Annotated in this window: 18 protein-coding genes; 12 read left to right on the top strand and 6 right to left on the bottom strand. The window is 34.0% G+C overall.

The window, feature by feature from the left end:
- Window positions 1-18: 18 nt before the first annotated feature.
- The 12 genes from H6622_14660 (at window position 19) to H6622_14715 (ending at window position 11,099) form a co-directional block, all read left to right on the top strand.
- Window positions 19-492 carry a low molecular weight phosphotyrosine protein phosphatase gene (locus H6622_14660; GenBank protein MCB9062760.1) on the top strand — a complete coding sequence of 158 codons (474 nt, stop codon included), beginning with the start codon at window positions 19-21 and terminating at the stop codon, window positions 490-492.
- Window positions 493-571: 79 nt separating this feature from the next.
- Window positions 572-2,296: a protease-like activity factor CPAF gene (locus tag H6622_14665; protein MCB9062761.1), complete on the top strand. Its 1,725-nt coding sequence runs from the start codon at window positions 572-574 to the stop codon at window positions 2,294-2,296.
- A gap of 36 nt (window positions 2,297-2,332) precedes the next feature.
- The gene (gene deoC / locus H6622_14670) at window positions 2,333-3,103 is read left to right on the top strand and encodes a deoxyribose-phosphate aldolase (protein ID MCB9062762.1); all 771 of its coding nucleotides are present in this window, start codon (window positions 2,333-2,335) and stop codon (window positions 3,101-3,103) included.
- Between the two features lie 125 nt (window positions 3,104-3,228).
- Window positions 3,229-4,194: a hypothetical protein gene (locus H6622_14675; protein ID MCB9062763.1), complete on the top strand. Its 966-nt coding sequence runs from the start codon at window positions 3,229-3,231 to the stop codon at window positions 4,192-4,194.
- 9 nt (window positions 4,195-4,203) lie between these two features.
- Window positions 4,204-4,896: a hypothetical protein gene (locus tag H6622_14680; GenBank protein MCB9062764.1), complete on the top strand. Its 693-nt coding sequence runs from the start codon at window positions 4,204-4,206 to the stop codon at window positions 4,894-4,896.
- Between the two features lie 16 nt (window positions 4,897-4,912).
- Window positions 4,913-5,530: a hypothetical protein gene (locus H6622_14685; protein ID MCB9062765.1), complete on the top strand. Its 618-nt coding sequence runs from the start codon at window positions 4,913-4,915 to the stop codon at window positions 5,528-5,530.
- Window positions 5,530-7,224 carry a hypothetical protein gene (locus H6622_14690; protein MCB9062766.1) on the top strand — a complete coding sequence of 565 codons (1,695 nt, stop codon included), beginning with the start codon at window positions 5,530-5,532 and terminating at the stop codon, window positions 7,222-7,224. The genes H6622_14685 and H6622_14690 overlap by 1 nt, the downstream gene beginning before the upstream one ends.
- Window positions 7,225-7,300: 76 nt before the next feature.
- Window positions 7,301-8,242, top strand: a complete 942-nt coding sequence (locus H6622_14695) for a hypothetical protein (GenBank protein ID MCB9062767.1) — start codon at window positions 7,301-7,303, stop codon at window positions 8,240-8,242.
- Window positions 8,243-8,352: 110 nt separating this feature from the next.
- A complete protein-coding gene (gene nuoB, locus H6622_14700) occupies window positions 8,353-8,835 on the top strand; it encodes an NADH-quinone oxidoreductase subunit NuoB (protein MCB9062768.1) in 483 nt (160 codons plus the stop codon).
- Window positions 8,828-9,424 carry an NADH-quinone oxidoreductase subunit C gene (locus tag H6622_14705; protein ID MCB9062769.1) on the top strand — a complete coding sequence of 199 codons (597 nt, stop codon included), beginning with the start codon at window positions 8,828-8,830 and terminating at the stop codon, window positions 9,422-9,424. Before nuoB ends, H6622_14705 begins: the two co-directional genes overlap by 8 nt.
- A 29-nt stretch (window positions 9,425-9,453) precedes the next feature.
- The gene (locus H6622_14710) at window positions 9,454-10,584 is read left to right on the top strand and encodes an NADH-quinone oxidoreductase subunit D (GenBank protein MCB9062770.1); all 1,131 of its coding nucleotides are present in this window, start codon (window positions 9,454-9,456) and stop codon (window positions 10,582-10,584) included.
- A complete protein-coding gene (locus H6622_14715; protein ID MCB9062771.1) occupies window positions 10,581-11,099 on the top strand; it encodes an NADH-quinone oxidoreductase subunit I in 519 nt (172 codons plus the stop codon). The genes H6622_14710 and H6622_14715 overlap by 4 nt, the downstream gene beginning before the upstream one ends.
- Window positions 11,100-11,129: 30 nt before the next feature.
- Here H6622_14715 and H6622_14720 read toward each other — a convergent pair whose 3' ends face one another.
- The 6 genes from H6622_14720 to H6622_14745 form a co-directional block, all read right to left on the bottom strand.
- Complete coding sequence (locus H6622_14720; protein MCB9062772.1) at window positions 11,130-12,278, bottom strand: hypothetical protein; 1,149 nt, start codon at window positions 12,276-12,278, stop codon at window positions 11,130-11,132.
- Window positions 12,229-13,875 (bottom strand): circularly permuted type 2 ATP-grasp protein, encoded by a 1,647-nt coding sequence (locus H6622_14725; protein ID MCB9062773.1) that lies wholly within the window; start codon window positions 13,873-13,875, stop codon window positions 12,229-12,231. Before H6622_14725 ends, H6622_14720 begins: the two co-directional genes overlap by 50 nt.
- Window positions 13,876-13,999: 124 nt before the next feature.
- Complete coding sequence (locus tag H6622_14730; GenBank protein ID MCB9062774.1) at window positions 14,000-15,439, bottom strand: PAS domain S-box protein; 1,440 nt, start codon at window positions 15,437-15,439, stop codon at window positions 14,000-14,002.
- A gap of 64 nt (window positions 15,440-15,503) precedes the next feature.
- Entirely contained in the window at window positions 15,504-15,956 is a 453-nt protein-coding gene (locus tag H6622_14735) for a DMT family transporter (protein ID MCB9062775.1), read from the bottom strand.
- Window positions 15,953-17,143: a class I SAM-dependent methyltransferase gene (locus tag H6622_14740; GenBank protein MCB9062776.1), complete on the bottom strand. Its 1,191-nt coding sequence runs from the start codon at window positions 17,141-17,143 to the stop codon at window positions 15,953-15,955. Before H6622_14740 ends, H6622_14735 begins: the two co-directional genes overlap by 4 nt.
- Entirely contained in the window at window positions 17,140-17,382 is a 243-nt protein-coding gene (locus H6622_14745; GenBank protein ID MCB9062777.1) for a hypothetical protein, read from the bottom strand. Before H6622_14745 ends, H6622_14740 begins: the two co-directional genes overlap by 4 nt.
- Between the last annotated feature and the right edge of the window lie 19 nt (window positions 17,383-17,401).

A 17,401-nucleotide genomic window follows, 5' to 3' on the forward strand; every position in this document is an offset into this window, starting at 1 on the left:
TTAATATTGGAAAAAGTGATGATAAAAGTATTATTTGTCTGTTTGGGAAATATCTGTCGTTCTCCTGCAGCAGAGGCAGTATTTTCAAAAATTGTATCTGATAAAAATTCTGATGATAAATTTAGTGTTGATTCAGCAGGAACTTCAGGATTACATACTGGAGAAAAAGCTGACGCACGAATGAGAGAAATAGCAAAAAAGCGTGGCATTAATATTACAAGTATTTCTAGGAAATTATCAGAGAATGATCTTTTTGCATTTGATAAAATTATTGCAATGGACAAGAGTAATATAGTGAATATTTCAAAACTAAGCAATTTCGAAGATTACTCGTATAAAGTAAGTCTACTTACAGACTACAAACAAAAAATGGAATTTAATGAAGTACCAGACCCTTATTACGGTGGAGAAGATGGTTTTGAATTGGTTCTCGATATTGTCACAGATTCATGTGAAGGACTTTATAACTCTTTAACAAGTTATAAGATGTAAGAATTTTTGCTTCTCCTTTTTTTTTCATTTTCATTTTTTTAGTATAAAACTTTGTAGGATTTGGTCCAAGGAGGCGATTTTGAAAAAATTATTAACATTATCTATGCTTTCATTGACTATTAGTGGTGTAAGGGCCGACATTGCCCCTTTAAAGACTGCCATGAAAAGTCATTTTACTTCAATTTCTGATTATTTTCGTGACATGTATGCACCAACTTCATGGAAAAAAGAATTTTCTGGCTGGTCACTTCTCGAAGAAAAAGAAAGAGTTTATTCAATTATTGATGAAAAGGAAGATATCACCGTTAAGGATTACCAATTTATTCTTAGAGATTTTTTTCATTCAACAAAAGATTATCACGTCGGTTTTTCGTTTTATTCAACTGAAAAAGCATCTCTTCCACTGACTATTCGTGGAGCTGAAGGGAGATATTTCATTGCATACATTGATAGAATAAAACTATCGTTAGAATCCTTTCCTTTTGAAGTTGGTGATGAAGTTATTTCATTTGCAGGAATGCCAATAAATGAAAAGATTTCTGAAATTAAAACTGAAATTGACAAAAATGTTTCGCAAACAGATCAGGCCCTTGCTGAATATACTTTGACTAGAAGAAGGGCATCTCGTGGTATCACTGTTCCCAAAGGGCCAGTAAGTTTAGAAATAAAAAGATTTGGCGAAGATAAGACTGTCGAACACCAATTGGTCTGGGACTACACTGAGGAAAAAGTTAATTATAGCGTTGTGGAAAATGTTTTCAAAAGAGGTGGTCTACATCCAAATACAGCTTTTAATAATTTCACTTTTGAAGATAGAAGCCTTAAAAATAAACTTGAATCAACCAACATGATTTCATATGACGTTGTTGATGATGCAAAAGCATTTGAGCAATTAGATAATCCACATCAAATAGGCGGAAAGAATAGTTTTATCCCTAAACTTGGAACACCTATTTGGGAAGCTGATAGGGAAAATTCATTTTCAGCATATATTTATCAAAATGAAGACAAAAAACTAATTGGTTATCTAAGGATTCCAAGCTACAGTGCTGATGAAAAAGAATCTAAAGAATTCGAAGAAATAATAAAAAAATTCGAGCAAACAACTGATGCTTTAGTCATTGATCAAGTCAACAACCCAGGTGGTTCAGTTTTTTATCTTTACTCCTTAGTTTCAATGCTTACCGACAAAGCAGTTTCCACTCCTAAGCACAAAATGACAGTTCTTCCTAATGATGTTTTAGATGCCAAAATGAATCTTCCTGCACTTAGAAATGTCTCAAGTGATGAAGAAGCAAAAAAAGTACTTGGAACAGATACTGTCGGAGGATATCCCGTTAGTGTCACATTTGTTAAATTTATGATTGCCTACTATGAATTTCTAATAAATGAGTTTGAAGAAGGTAGAATTTTAACTAGACCTTATCATATATGGGGAGTTGATAAAATCAATCCTCACCCTGAAGTCAATTATTCTAAACCAATACTTTTATTAGTGAATGAACTTGACTTTTCTGGAGGAGATTTTTTCCCTGCTACTTTACAAGATAACAAGATGGTCAAAATATTAGGAACAAGGACTGCCGGAGCTGGTGGTTATGTTCTTTCCTTTGAATCTCCCAATATGTTTGGAGTTGAAAGATTCTCTTTGACAGGCTCTATTGCTGAAAGAGTAGATGGAAATCCAATCGAAAATCTGGGAGTCACTCCTGACGTTGAATATTCTCTTACCGCAAATGATTTTCAAAATAATTTTGAAGATTATGTTAATAAAATTAAAGAAGAAATAGCTAAAATGTTCTGATAGACTAGGTTATAAATATCAACCTAGGATTGGAATATGTTAGACATTATCGAACAGGCGTTTAATGAATTAACGCCTGTTTTTCCACAGATTAAAAATTTTGATTATGTAAAGGAAGGCGAATTTAAACCCTTTATCCTGGATAATCTACCCAGGGCCATCGATCATACTCTCTTAAGGCCAGATGTCACAAGCTCTGAAGTCATAGAACATTGTAATGATGCTTTGAAATTTGATGTTTTTTCTGTCTGTGTAAATACATCACAATTAAAGGTTGTAAAAAATCATTTAAAAGGAAGTGAGCAAAAAGTTTGTGTCGTTATCGATTTTCCATTTGGTCAATCTTCAAGTGAACTTAGAAATCAGCAAACACAGTGGGCCCTAGAAAATGGCGCAGATGAAATAGATATTGTTGCTTGTCATACATATTTAAAAAATAAGGATTATGAAGGTTATCTTCAAGATTTACAAAAAGTTTGTGAAGGTGCCATAGAATTTTCAACCAAAAAGCAATTTAATCATCCTGTGATTAAAGTCATCATTGAAACATCATTACTTTCTAATTTAGAGATAGCAATAGCATCATTGTTGGTACGCATATCCGGAGCTGATTACGTCAAAACTTCATCTGGATTTATAGGCGAAGGTGCAAAACTTGACCATGTCAGATTAATGAGAAGATGTGTAGGTCTGCATTTAGGAGTAAAGGCCAGTGGTGGAATTCGTGACCGAGAAACTGCGTTACAGTTTTTAGACAACGGTGCAAGTCGTATAGGAACAAGCTCTACCGCTAAAATCTTAAGTTAGTCTTACTTTAAGATTGTATTTGATCCTTACATACTTCATGCAATAGCTGAAAAATTGGTTTACACCCCCTTCATATTTTATAAAGATAATACTGATAATTTTGTTATTCAAGCAAAGGATGGAATTTGAATAAGCTTTTCTTAATTATTTCACTCGGTATTTCTACAATCATTTTCTCTAGTGAACGTCCAGAATGGATTGAATCACCTTATTCTGTATGCGATATAAAAACTGAAGTTTGTGGAGTCGGTGAATCTTATGGGAGAATGTCCGCAGAAGTAGCTGCAAAAAAATCTTTGGCCAGCTATTTTGAAACAAAAATCTCTGGAATCACAAAAAGCTCGAAAGAAATGACTCAACTAAGTGATGGTGAGGGAATTATTTCTGGTGAGTCTAAACAGTTTGTTGATAATGAAATTTCAGAAGCAGTTGATCAAAGTCTTGAAGGAGTTGTGATTGATAAAGTTTATGAAGACAAGGAAAGTATTTTTGTTTTAGCGAGACTCGACAAACAAAAGATGGCCAGAGAATTACGCACAGAAATTAACAAATTGGATGAACAAATTATTGCATTAAATGATGAAGGAAGTCGTTCCTCATTTTACAAACTTATTAAAATTTCAGCGATAAGAGATGGACTGGCCAAAAGATATCAGTTTGTTTCTGATATGAAACTTGCTCCAAAGATATCCTTTAGTGAAATTAAACAAAAACAAACTCAGTATTTAAAAAAAGGTGTCACTCTTTATATTGATTTTGATGAAAAAGAAAAATACGAAGACCTTTTTCATGGACTTTCTGGACTGCTTCTAGAAATGAACTACAGAATAGTAGAAAATAAAGCACAGAAAGTAGACCAGAGAATTAAAGTAACATTGAAAGTAAAACCACAAGAAATGAATGTCAGAGGATTTGAAAAAAACAAGTTTATTTTAGAAGTGAATTCACACACCGATGACGGCGTAAAAAAAGGTGGAACCCAATTTGAAACCATATCAATTGGGAGAAGCTTAAAGCAATCTTATCAAGATGCATTTGTTAAAATAATGGATCATTTAAAGAGTAACATCACAGATTTGAACATAGACTAGGAGTAAAATATGAAAAAATTAATGTTGCTATTGGGAATAGGGGCCATCTTCGTAGGTTGCTCAAGTAATGAGAGAAAATTACCAGAACTTGAAGAACGAGAGCATAGTGATATTGAAAGAGATTATGTTGTTAAAGATGCAAGTTCTAAGACAAGACCAGGCTGGGTTGAAGATGCTGAAGTTTGGGCCCATGCTATGAATGAAGACGTAAAAACATACAGATTTTTTTCTTTCGAAACTGATCCAAAAGTCAATAGACAAATGAGTTGCGATCTTGCAAAAGCAAACGCAAGAGCTGATATTGCAGGAGAAATTGCCACATTTATTGATAAAAGTTTGGCCGTTTCACAAGAAGGTAATGCCTCTATTGATGAAAATAATCCACAACTTCAACCCATACGTGAATTTGTAGAAAATACTCTCGCAGAAAAAATCCAAGCTCTTATCCATGGTGCCGCAGTAATCAAAACATATTGGGAAAAAAGGGCCTATCAAAAAGATCTTGGGGCCAAAAAAGACTATAACGCTTATACATGTGCCGCTTTAATTAGAGTTGAGGCCAAAAGATTGGCCGCAGCTGTAGATGAGGCCGCAAATTTTGTTGTTGAAAAAGCTGATGACCCTGAAACGAAAGCAAACGTTAAAAAAGCATTATCAGATGCTTCTGACAATTTTTTGAAAGCAAAACGTGGTGAAATTTAATTTGGAGGATAGATATATGAAAAAAAACTGGAAGGCCATTATTGTTTCTTTAATTGCAATAACTCTCACTTCATGTGGAAGTTTTAAGGCCAAGAGAGTTGATTCGGGAGAATCAGATGAAAAGGCACTAGAAATCACAGACAAATGGGTATCTGCCGACACTACTAAAGTGGTACAAGATGTTGTCAAACAAATCAGAGAACATAGAGGATTTCAAAAGTACTTACGACAAAGTGGCGATGCTCCAAGGGTTTTTATTAGCGAGGTTCAAAATCTTACTAGTGAGGCCTATTTTCCAATCAATGATATAAATGATGAATTTTTAAATGAATTATCTGCTTCAGGAGACTTTATCCTCGTTGATGCTAAGGCCAGAGAGAAAATCCTAAAAGAAATTACTTATCAACATGATGGTATGGTTGATCCGTCCACAGTTGCTAAAGTTGGTAAACAAACAGGTGCTGATGTGATGATATTTGGTAATGTCTTTATGAGACCTCAAACTCGTGATGGAAAAACAATCAAAGAATACGCTATCAACATCCATATGACAAATATTCAAAAAGGTGTTGAAGTTTTAAGAACAAGAGCAAAACTATTTAAATATTCTGAACAAAGTGGAAGTAGCTGGTAATGAAAAAATTTGCGAGGCCAATTCTAATTCTTTTTATAAGTTTAACTCTCTTCTCATGTGCTACAACAAGTAAAAAAGAAAGAAGTGAGCTTCGCACTCTTTTTAAAACGCAACAGTTCGATAAGGCCCTGTTAAAATTAGGTGAAATTGCAGAATTTAAAGACCCTAATAATCAACTCATTCTCGCACTTGAAAAAGGTACAATTCTTCATCAAAAGGGGGATTATTATCAATCTAGTGAAGAGTTTCGAAAGGCCAAAGAAATTATTCATAAAAATTACACCGTGAGAATCTCTCAAAAAGCAAAAACTCTTTTTACAAATGATAATTTTGATGTGTATTACGGGGTAAACTACGAACATTCACTGTTACATTTTTATCAAATGATGAATTTCTACATGCTTTACAAAACCGGAAAAAAAATAATGCCGGATGGAAAAGTATCAGATCTGAACCCACAAGATAAACTTAATTATCTTCGTATGGCCAGAGCTGAAGTTATTGATTGGGATGTCACTCAAGATAAAATGAAACAAGCTAATGTTGGTAGAGGGGTTTTCAAAAGAGATCTGGCCGCTAAACTCATCGGAGGGGCCATTCATGAAAGTTTTCGCAAATTTAATGAAGATCAAATTGCTCTTCAACTATACAAAGATGCAAAGGATATACTCCTAAAAAATTATAATGCGTATAAAACTTTAAATAAATCTTACAAAAAATTTATCTCTGACTATGATAAATTTCCCTCAATGCCAATTGAATCTGTAGAAAAAAATTACGTTGAACCAACTTCTGCGCAAAATGCACTCAAAGATTTTCTAGACTTTAAAATTATTAGTCTGACAAATATTATCCGAAAAAATGATTTTAATAATCAAGTTCGTATTCAAAAACCAAGTCAGGAAATACTAAATTTAGTTAAACAACAAAAAGAACGATCTAACGTTTCGATTGTTTTGCAAAGAAAATTAATCCCCAAAAAGGTCGGAGAGAAAGTTTATGCAGATTTGCAGTCTGCACTTGAACAATCAACAGGCTCAAAGGCCGTCGCTTCAATTGGTGCAGCAGCGATATCTATTTTTGCTGCTCATAAACTTGGGCTAACTCCACCTGCAAATAATTGGTCTGTTGCTGGTGCTGAACTTGGATACCGATTTACTCACGCAGCTTTAACTGGAGCAGCAATTGGTTTCGAATTACCAAAAATTTCAAAACCTCCAAAATTTAATGAATTTGAAGTCGCTGCTTTTGATGACAAAAATAAAATGGTTAAAGTCTTTCAATCAACATTGATGGATCCCATTGGCGATATGGCCGAAGAAGCAGTCGCTGCTGAATCAATTGCCAGATACACTAGACTGGCAATCCGATTGGCCACTAAACATGCCACGGCCATCGCAGCTGCGTATGCAACTTATAAAGGATTAGAAAAAAAGAGTGAGTTTTTTGCCAAGGCCGCAGCCATGGCAACCTATTTGGCCTCAGCAAAGGCCATCGAAGTATCGGAAAAAGCAGATACCAGATATTGGAGTACTTTGCCTGGAGAAATTTCATTTTCTGAATCATATCTTCCTCCTGGGAGTTACTTTATTAAAATTCGTATAATAAGTGATAAAAATAATCAATGGGATAATTTAGGACAAATTTCTGTCGACAAAAATGATCATCTTCTTCATTCATTCAGATTGTTCTAGTCAGGTATAAAACTCTATAAGCAATTATTTTGAGACTTTAATTAAATATTCAATCCAATTATCCGTTTAGCTTTAAATGAAACGGATAGTTTTTATTATATTTTTTTTCATAACGTATACGAATCAACTTTTCGCTTTTAAAAGAGCGCGTGCATTCGAAGTTGGACGAAATTATTCTTTATCTGAGAAATGGATTCAAATTGCCAAATCTGAACAACAGGCAATTCACCTTCTCATCGAGCACCTAGAAAAATCTAAAACAGGTAAGTTTGTCATCGAGGCCGCAAGAAAAAAGGCACAAGAAGTTGATCAAGATATAGAATCTCTCATTGTTGCAGGAGAAGGCTCTTTTTTAGACTCAACACTTGTTAGAAAATTTTCACCACATACACCAGGAAAAATTGATTATATATCGAAGTCAAAAATAAATTTAAATAGAAACCTCAACGTAAAAAATGCACTTTTAGATCTTATACACGAGTTGACTCACTTTGGTTTTAGAGAGGTATTTAATCCATATAAGGATGAATTTGAAGTTGTCTCTTTTATTAAATCTACAATAGAGGGCAAAGGTGGAGAGGTTGAGGCCTACCTCGTAGAGTGTCAGGTCGGAAAAGAACTTATTTATGGTGACTCAATTGGCCAGTCAGGGTGTTACGATATTTATTCCCAAGAAGTTGGCAAATTTTCGAAAGTAAAGGCCAAACAAATTTTTTATCAAATTGGTATGTATTTTGATGAATTTAAAGACCTAATTAAACAACTCGGTGGGGAATTCAACCAATTTAAGTATGTCTCTCGTGAAGAAGGAGGGCCTGTCTCTTCAGTTCATGCAGTGCCTTACCCGATTGCGGCCATAAAGGAATATGTTGAAATTCAAAAAAGAGTCTGCCAGAACGACTCTAAAAGAGTTTCTCTTTTAAAAGCATCTCTATTAAGAGGTCCCCCCCAAAGTAACTCAAAGCAGTATTCAGAATTTTTTCAAAATTTTAGAAAAAGATGTTCCGTCTATCAATAAAGCTCATCCACTCATCGAATAAATGAACTCCTAATACAATTGACGAAGACGCTGTCTTTCGATAAAAATAGTAAAAAAATGACATGAATTTATAAGCAAAGTAGGTTCTAATGCAAGATGGCATCGTGCTAGCAAAACTAGATGATTTTCTCAATTGGGGAAGGAAGAATTCCTTATGGCCAATGACCTTTGGGCTCGCCTGTTGTGCGATTGAAATGATGGCCACAGGAGCTTCTAAATACGATTTAGAGAGATTTGGCTGTGGAGCATTCATGGCAACTCCAAGACGAGCTGATCTCATGATTGTGGCCGGAACGGTGACTTTAAAAATGGCAACGAGAATAAAAACTCTCTATGAACAAATGCCTGAACCGAAATATGTCATTTCAATGGGATCTTGTGCAAATAAAGGTGGGCCATATTGGCAACATGGATATCATGTTCTTAAGGGAGTAGATGAAGTCATTCCTGTTGATGTTTATGTTCCTGGATGTCCTCCTAGACCAGAAGCACTTATTGAAGGCCTTATGACCCTACAAAGAAAAATTGCAAATGAAAGATTGCTTCGAGATAAGTGGGTAAAAAATGCATAATGAAGTTGTTAGTTTTCTCAATTCTAAGGTCAGTGGTTGTGAGGCAAATGCACATATCGCTGAAGTCGGTGATTCGTCTGTGTCTGTAAACTCTGCACATATTAAAGATGTGTGCCTCGCTCTTAGAGATAGTGATGACTATAAGTTTAATGTTCTACAGCTTATATCAGGGGTAGATTTTCCAGAGGAAAGCAAAATAGAAGTTAATTATATTCTTGCGAGTATGGGAGAAGGCAAAAACTTTGAACTTATACTTAAAACTAAAGTCGATCGAAAATCATCTGAAGATCTTCCTGAGTTGAGTTCAGTTTCTGATGTTTGGGCATCTGCTAATTTTCAAGAAAGAGAATGTTATGACATGCTAGGAGTAAATTTTACTGGACATCCAGATCTTAGAAGAATTCTTTGTCCTGACGATTGGGAAGGTTACCCTCTAAGAAAAGATTATGTCGTCGTAGAAAAATATCGTGGGATGATAGTCAACCCACAAGATAAAGTTAATAACGAAGAGAGACAATTTATTGTTAAGCAAGAAGAAGAAAATAAAGCTGCGAAAGAAAATGAAAAATCTTCTAAAGAAGAAAACTGAACTGATTCAATAATAAATATAGGACAGATATGGAACAAAATGAAGAAACCCTGAAATCAGATCTCCTCACTGTAAATATGGGACCGCAACACCCGGCAACACACGGAGTTCTACGTGTAGAAATAAAAACTGATTCAGAGATTGTCGCAGACGCCATTCCACACATTGGTTACCTACACAGATGTATGGAAAAACACTGTGAAAACTTAGATTATAGAGGAGTTATTCCATTTGTTGATAGGATGGACTATTTAGCGGCCATGAGCATGGAGTGGGGCTATTGTTTGGCCGTAGAAAAAATGCTCGGCACAGAAATCCCAAGAAGAGCTGAATACATAAGAGTCATAAACGCTGAATTGCAAAGGATTGCCTCTCATTTAATGTTCTTTGGAACTTATGCCATAGACCTTGGAGCTTTCTCCCCATTTCTCTATGCTTTTCAAGAAAGAGAAGCAATCTTAAGACTTTTTGAAGAACTCTCTGGTGCAAGACTTCTTTACAATTATATCTGGATTGGTGGAGTATGGAATGATTACTCTGATAGTCAGCTAAAAGAAGTTGAAAGAATTATTAATAGTATCGAATCAGAACTCGAAAAGTATAATACCCTCGTTAGTCAAAACGAAATATTTATCGGTAGGACGGCCAATGTTGGTGTCTTGAAAAAAGAAGATGCCTTTCAATATGGTGCCACTGGCCCTGTACTCAGAGGTTCAGGCGTTAAATGGGATCTGAGAAAAGATAGGCCATATGGTATTTATGGTGAATTCGATTTTGATATACCTGTAGGTTCAGGTGAAAAAGGAACCCTTGGAGACTGCTACGATCGCTACATTGTCCGAATGCGGGAAATGAATGAGTCTATAAAAATTATAAGACAATGCTTAGATGGAATTGAAGAAGGCCCTGTACAAGGTAAGGTCCCCAAAGTTCTCAAAGTTCCCAAAGGTGAAGTTTTTCTTAGGACAGAATGTCCTAGAGGAGAGTTAGGATATCACTTAGTTTCTGATGGAGGAAAAATTCCTTACAGGTTAAAAGTAAAGTCTTCTTGCTTTACTCATGTTGGCCTCCTTCCGCATTTAGCACCTGGGCAAATGGTTGCCGATTTTGTTGCAACTATTGGTAGTATTGATATTGTTCTTGGAGAGGTAGACAGATGAATAGCTTAGTTAACGAACCAGAATTAACCTTTAAACAATATTTTAAAAATATTTGGAATGCAGTTTCTTCTACTTTTAAAGGTCTAAGTATTACTATTAAATATGTTACATCTGTTAGGCCTGTAACAATCGAATATCCTGAAGTTCGTGAAATACTTCCAAAAAATTCACGATCGCGTTTGTTTAACGATGTTGAAGACTGTATTGCCTGTGATCAGTGTGCTGTAGCTTGTCCAGTTGATTGTATCTATATTGCTTCAAAACCTCGACCTAAAGATGCTGAAAAAATAAAGACATCAAATGGTACTCCCATTCGAAGAGAACTTACACAATATACAATTGATACCGCACTTTGCTGTTATTGCGGACTGTGTACAACTGTTTGTCCAACGCAAAGTATTCAACACACAACAGATTATGAATTTGCGACCTTCACTCTAGATCAAATGAAGTACAATTACATTGATCCAGAAGTGCGTGCTTGGAGAGAGAGAATTCTCAAAGACCGCAATTGAAAATGATTTTAAACATTTTTTTAATGGCCCTCAAATTTGAGGGCCTTTTTTTTGTTCAAATGATTTTTCGCAATGAAGAGATTCAATTTTTTTCACATATTTCTCGTATTTTTTAGGGAGTATACTCAAAAAAGAAAAATCACCTCCCACATACCTTAAAAAATCTTCAACTTGGTCTAGTTTATTTGTAGTCTGTCCAATATTGTAAAATTCAAGAACATCAGATTCATTGGACAAAGATTCAATTCTTTGCTGAAAAATTTTGATCAGAGAAATGTATTTTTCCATAGAATTTACCATTCTTAAAAAACGGATCTCAATTCTTTTTTCAGAGATTGGAGTATCTGGATCAATAATACTCCACACATTAACTGAATCACCCTTACCTCTATTAGAACCTTGAATATATTTATAATAGTCATTTGCAATTTCCATTGATGAAGGAAATTGATTCTCATCTAGAGCTTTACGAGCATCGTTTACAATGATTTTTAAATTTCGAGGAGAGTTTACTCTATGATAAATATTTTTTGCATTATAGGTGTCTTTTCCCAATGTTCCATTAGATAAAGATGAAAAATTTGCTAGATCAATCAGAAAATTTAGAAATAAAAGAGGATTTTTTTCAAACACATCAGCAAAGCCGATATTAATCTGAAACGTACTGAAAATTTCTAAACCTTTAACAGGGGAGAGTCCATAAGATTTTGTTCGTTTAAAAATAAACTCGTCAATTTCCATTTTATGATCAAGAATCTGATTTAAAGTAAGCTTGCCCATAGATATTTCTGTGGCCATAAAATCTGCAACAACTGAGTAATGCAATCCAGATTCAAATAAAAAAGTATTTCTCTTCGGAGATAAATGTGGCCTATAATTTTCTTCAACTAATGTACATTGTGTGTCATCACAATAGTTATCTCTTAGATAACTAATGTAATCCTGGGTTTTTTGAATATCAAAAGCCCGAGAAAAATTCAGAATTTGACCAGGATGTTTTTTTAGATGAATTGGATAATAAAGAAGATAGAGCGGAAGATTGTAAAGTGCATTGAAAGCATGAATGCTCAATTGTCCTTTATGTCTAAACTCAAACTCAGGGCCATATGTAACTTCTATGGCCCAAATACTATTTAGAAATAAGATAAGATTGACAAGTATCTTCAACCAATACGACAATTTCAAAGGCCCCTTGAGAAACGTTATTGAGATTATGTCCAAGTTTAAAAGATCCTCTTCCCCAAGGTCGTTCTCTCGTTGTTATTTGATCTCCAAGTACTACTGTTATAGGTCTAATATCAACAGCTAGATTGAGCCAACCATTATTTCCGTCAACAGGAATAAATGAAGGTTCAATATATTCTTGCAGTACTGAAGTTGGGCCATATCCAGATTCTCCTAATACATCAGAAAAAAATGTCTGATATCCTAAAATATCTGAGAAGGTTTGAAGTTGTTTTTTGTTTAATTTATTTAAAATTGTAACATCACTTCCTTGTGATCCATCAGGATGTTTTACGACATAATTTAGTGTTTTGTCAGAATCTAACTTATCTATCGTTTCAATAAATTGTTGATGCAGATCAACAGAATGTTTTGTTGAATAAAAAAGTTTTGTTTCAGCTTGTCTTAAAATTGGCTTTTCACCAAGATAAAAACTGATAAATTCATTCATATAAGGCATGAGAGCTTTGTTTGAAAGTACTTCGGTGTCTGGAGCGGGGAGAATTGCTAAGTCTTCAGTTTTTCGAAATAAATTTTCAAAGACTGATGTATCATCCCACTTGCTATATATTGAACGCATAAAGAAAAACTTGATGTTTTCTGAAAGTTGTTCCATTTTTCCATTATCACTTGTGAGAGAGTCAGAATCATGCCAAATGGGGATTTCTAAGTTCCTAAAGACATTTGCGAGTCGATTATATTCATGGTCAGCTTGTGTTAACCATGAATTATTTAAGGTATAAGCGTACCCTGGAATATCGTCACTTTCAATTTTTTCCGAGAGCCATTTTTTAGCGAATAAAGAAGCCGCATTGTTTTTTAGATCAATACCTTTTTTACTCGCAAACTCTGAAATGACATCTTCTAGAAATCTATTTCTATTAAGCATAAGATTTCTAAGTTCTGATACTTGGCCACTAGGATGGTGCCTAAAATAAAACTCTTCAATATTTTGAGCATCAATGAGTCCACCAAGATATCCTATATTATCTTCAATAAAAACCCATTCACCATTTGGTGCACGAATTGCATCAGGGCCATAGAGAAAATTAATATCTTCTTTTTTCTTATTTTTCCATTTATGGCGGATTCGTTTCAGTGAATTTCTATTCCAAATTTGCTTAAAAAGAGATTCTACAAACTCTTCAGTAAGAGGTTCATATAAATCAGTTGTCATATTTAAATGACCAAAAATTTTACCTTCTCCGATAATAACATCATAAAAAAACTCTCTCAATGCCCTGGCCCTTTGTTGAGTGGCCTGAATCATTTTACTGTATTCGGCCTTTGATAAAATCAAGGGGACAGGATATATTTTTATTTTGTCGTTCATTGGAAATGTTGTCAGCTTTTGGGCAAAAATTGGATCAATTCTATTAATATCTATTCCACTGCGATCAACAAAATTTTGATAAGGTTTTCTATATTGAGCATTCGAATAGACTTCATTATATGCCGGTAAGTGACGATTAATAATTTGGATTTCTTGCTTGTTTTCGTTCGCTAGAAGTGAAAATGGGATTAATAGACTTAGCAAAATTCGCTTTAACATCTTGGAGCTCCAACAAATATACGCGTGAATAAGAGTAAAACTTATTTACTCAAAGTAGAGTTTTGGAGCAAGTAAAATTATCGAATAACAGAGGTATTTTACATTTTCTAAGCGAAATTTATTTTTACGCAGCATTTAGTTTTCCATCTATTAGATTAGATTTCAGTTTAAAAACAAATGTAGTGTGTTCTTGAGTTAGATCAATTGAGAGTGATCCCTTATGATCTTCTGCAATTTGTTGTGAAATACTAAGACCAAGACCTGTTCCCTTACCTCTAACTTTAGTAGTAAAGAAAGCATTGAATATTTTCTCTGCAATATCATCTGGAATTCTAGGCCCTGAGTTAATGACTTTGACAGTCACGTATTCATTATCAGTCGTGGCCTCTACACGTACCCATTTGTCTTCAATGTACTCAATAGCATCAACAGCATTATTTACTAAGTTTAATATAACTTGAGAGACTTGAACAGGGCGGCAATCTAGAGTGATCGATTCAGGTTCAATTTTGTATTCAATTTCCACGCCATGAACTTTAAGTTTCTCTTGTGAAAAATCAATAGTTTCTTGAATGATTTCAGAAAGAAGTGTTTTTTGAAATGGATCATCGACTCCTTCTCTTGAAAAACTTTTGAGTGCATTGACAACTTTCTCAATTCTCTCAACAGTGTATTCTATTCTCTCTAAGGTTTCTAAAAACTTCTCTTTATTTTCTTCTATTTTATTGTTTTCAATAATTCTTCTAAGGTTTTGGGAATATCCTGCAATGATTGATAATGGGTTTTTAATTTCATGAGAGATACCCCCGGCCATCTCTCCAAGTGCTGCCATTTTTAAAGAGTGTGCTGATCTTTCTCTTTCTTGGGTAAGTTCAGCTTCCATAGATTTGATATCTGAAAGATCCGTCACAACTACTGCAAAGTATTTATTATTTTGAATACCTTTCATGGAAAAAGAAGTTGAAAGAACTTGCGCTTGCTTTGTGATAATCTCAAATTCTGAACTTATGTATTGTCCTGATTGAGCAATCATTAAAAGTTCATCAAGTTCATTTCGTTGCTCGTCTCGCAAGAGGTTGAACATATTAATCTTTTTCAGTTCTAGTAGATCGTATTTAAATAGACTTATTGTTGCCGAGTTCCATTCGATAAATCTCCCATTAATGTCTATAATAAACATCGGTTCATTGGCATTTTCGACAAGCTCTTTGAGAAGATCTGATTCGAGATGTTCTAATTGTTTTTTAAATGAAGTTTTGACAAGGATGATAAGGCCATATTTATGGTTAATTGAATAGAGTTGTCCATATCGCTTAACACCGTTTTTATCCAAAAATTGAAAAGTAATCCACGTTCTCGTTTTTTCTTTTAGCTCTTCAATATTTATTTCTGTTTGATCTTGTTTATATAGGCCTATATGAGCTAAATATAATTGTCCGGATATTTTTCCGAAATTGAAATCAAACTCTTCATTTGTGAAATGAATCTTAGAATGGTTATCAATAACCAACACACCAAAAGGTATGGTTTCTAAAATCGATTTAAAAGTGAGACCTTTTTCCATATTTTACCTTAGTAGATTTATCGGTGTTTTATGAGGTCTTTTTAAGTAAAAAAGGGGATAAAAATTATCTTGAGGATAGAGATGTAAGTGCGATACCTGATAGGGATAGTAAGATGCCAATAATTTTTGGCGTATTTATGGGAATCCCTTCCACAAAAATATCCCAAATAACACTGACAATCGCTTGGGAAGCTATTAATCCAATAGTTAGATTAACTGCGCCAACTTTTGCTAGGGTATAGGGAAACCCTGCAACGATCAAAAAGCCAAAAAGGGCCGGTAAGACAAACCACCATTTATAAGTAAAGATGCCGGATTTAATATGAAAAAAACTGGGAAAAAATTGAGGATTTCTCTGTACATACACAAAAAAAACAAAACAAAACAATGTACTTACTACACTTGAAATTAGAGTTGCCTGAGCAACTCCTACATAATTTGAGATTTGTCTATTAAGTCCACCTTGGAGCATACCAATGATTCCTATAAAGACAGGTAATAGAAAACTCAGTTTCATTTATGTACCTTTTCGATAAGAAGGACTTTTAAATACTGAGATTCAGAAATATTTTTAACTGGAGTACAATCTTGAGAAGGTTTTAAGGATTTTATGATTTTAAAAATTTTTGTTTCCTCAACCATATTTCTAAACTTTTTCATAGGTATATGATGTGTATTTAAGACACATAAGACTTTCCCATTTTTTGTGAGAATATCGCCAACCTTCAAAAGAGTCTCAGGGTATTGCCTAAATGCCTGCGCAGAGTTTTTTCCATTTGAAGAAAAACTTGGAGGATCACAAACGACAAAATCAAATGATTTCTTTTCGCTTTTTAAGAGCTCTAATGCCTTATTTGTGTCCAAAATGATTGAAGTATGTGTACCTTCAAGATCTTTATTAAGTGCAAGATTATCTTCAAGCCAGTTCATATATTTTGATGACAAGTCTACAGATACAACTTCCTTGACACCTTTTTTCAAGGCATACAACGAAAAAGCGCCTGTATAAGAATAAAGATTTAATAGACTGCTGCAATTTTCCAAGTATGGATCCAATTGCATTCTAATAGAGGCCATATCAGTATAGATACCTATATCGTAAAATTGTGAAAGTTTAACCTTATAAAAAATATCAAATTCTTTGATGACGAATTCAGTTTTTTGTTGATCATTGCTCGAAAAACTTTCACGTTTTTCATGTTCTCTTATTTGAAAATGAATCTTTGAGAATTTAATTCTATTTTCCTTAAGGGCCTTTTTTATATTCAACTCTAAGAGAGGTCTTTGTTTATTCCAAAAAAAACAATTTGATTGGATTAAAATATGGTCTTTCAGTTTTAAAATATTCAATCCTGGCAAAAAGTCTTTTTCACCAAACACTAGATACACATTGTCTCTTGAACTACAAAAACGTAAATTTCTATTGATAGATTCTTTTAGTCGATTTAAGAGTTCGCTAATTAATTCTCTAGGCCTTTGATGTGCTCCTTTTTTCCATAATCTAGCTTTTACTTTTGGATGTTCAGGGTCATGAAGTAAAGTCATGGGAGCTTTGTTTTTATCAGTTGTCCAAAGGAGATCACAAGTTCTATCAAATTTATCACTAAAACTATCTTTAGTTATCCAATAATGTCCATTTTTTAAAGCTTTATAAGACATCGGATGAAGGAGTGTATTTTCTTGGTATCTTAAATCTGTTTTCATTGAATATTTCTGTGTTGAAGTTTATCAAGTATCTGCAAAAGCTGATTAGTAATACTAAATGGGTTCTGAGTATCCTTGATTCCCAAATCGTTTAGTTCTCTTAGTACTTCATTTGAAAGTGGTTGATAGGGATCTATTTCATTACAAAGTTTTGAAATTCTTTCAAGATACGTCGAATCGTGGTTTATTTTCTGACTTTTATTTCGTTTATGAATTTCTCTTTCTTTAATCTCGCTCATGAGGGTGAAATTTGGCATA

The organism is Halobacteriovoraceae bacterium, assembly GCA_020635115.1.
GTDB lineage: Bacteria > Bdellovibrionota > Bacteriovoracia > Bacteriovoracales > Bacteriovoracaceae > JACKAK01.

What these genes read in the sequence shown, in the direction of transcription:
- H6622_14695 (MCB9062767.1), top strand. Translation starts at nt 7,301, where the DNA reads ATGAAACGGATAGTTTTTATTATATTTTTTTTCATAACGTATACGAAT.
- H6622_14680 (MCB9062764.1), top strand. Translation starts at nt 4,204, where the DNA reads ATGAAAAAATTAATGTTGCTATTGGGAATAGGGGCCATCTTCGTAGGT.
- H6622_14725 (MCB9062773.1), bottom strand. Translation starts at nt 13,875, where the DNA reads ATGTTAAAGCGAATTTTGCTAAGTCTATTAATCCCATTTTCACTTCTA.
- H6622_14690 (MCB9062766.1), top strand. Translation starts at nt 5,530, where the DNA reads ATGAAAAAATTTGCGAGGCCAATTCTAATTCTTTTTATAAGTTTAACT.
- nuoB (MCB9062768.1), top strand. Translation starts at nt 8,353, where the DNA reads ATGCAAGATGGCATCGTGCTAGCAAAACTAGATGATTTTCTCAATTGG.
- H6622_14730 (MCB9062774.1), bottom strand. Translation starts at nt 15,439, where the DNA reads ATGGAAAAAGGTCTCACTTTTAAATCGATTTTAGAAACCATACCTTTT.
- H6622_14660 (MCB9062760.1), top strand. Translation starts at nt 19, where the DNA reads ATGATAAAAGTATTATTTGTCTGTTTGGGAAATATCTGTCGTTCTCCT.
- H6622_14735 (MCB9062775.1), bottom strand. Translation starts at nt 15,956, where the DNA reads ATGAAACTGAGTTTTCTATTACCTGTCTTTATAGGAATCATTGGTATG.
- H6622_14715 (MCB9062771.1), top strand. Translation starts at nt 10,581, where the DNA reads ATGAATAGCTTAGTTAACGAACCAGAATTAACCTTTAAACAATATTTT.
- H6622_14705 (MCB9062769.1), top strand. Translation starts at nt 8,828, where the DNA reads ATGCATAATGAAGTTGTTAGTTTTCTCAATTCTAAGGTCAGTGGTTGT.
- H6622_14740 (MCB9062776.1), bottom strand. Translation starts at nt 17,143, where the DNA reads ATGAAAACAGATTTAAGATACCAAGAAAATACACTCCTTCATCCGATG.
- H6622_14745 (MCB9062777.1), bottom strand. Translation starts at nt 17,382, where the DNA reads ATGAGCGAGATTAAAGAAAGAGAAATTCATAAACGAAATAAAAGTCAG.
- H6622_14710 (MCB9062770.1), top strand. Translation starts at nt 9,454, where the DNA reads ATGGAACAAAATGAAGAAACCCTGAAATCAGATCTCCTCACTGTAAAT.
- deoC (MCB9062762.1), top strand. Translation starts at nt 2,333, where the DNA reads ATGTTAGACATTATCGAACAGGCGTTTAATGAATTAACGCCTGTTTTT.
- H6622_14685 (MCB9062765.1), top strand. Translation starts at nt 4,913, where the DNA reads ATGAAAAAAAACTGGAAGGCCATTATTGTTTCTTTAATTGCAATAACT.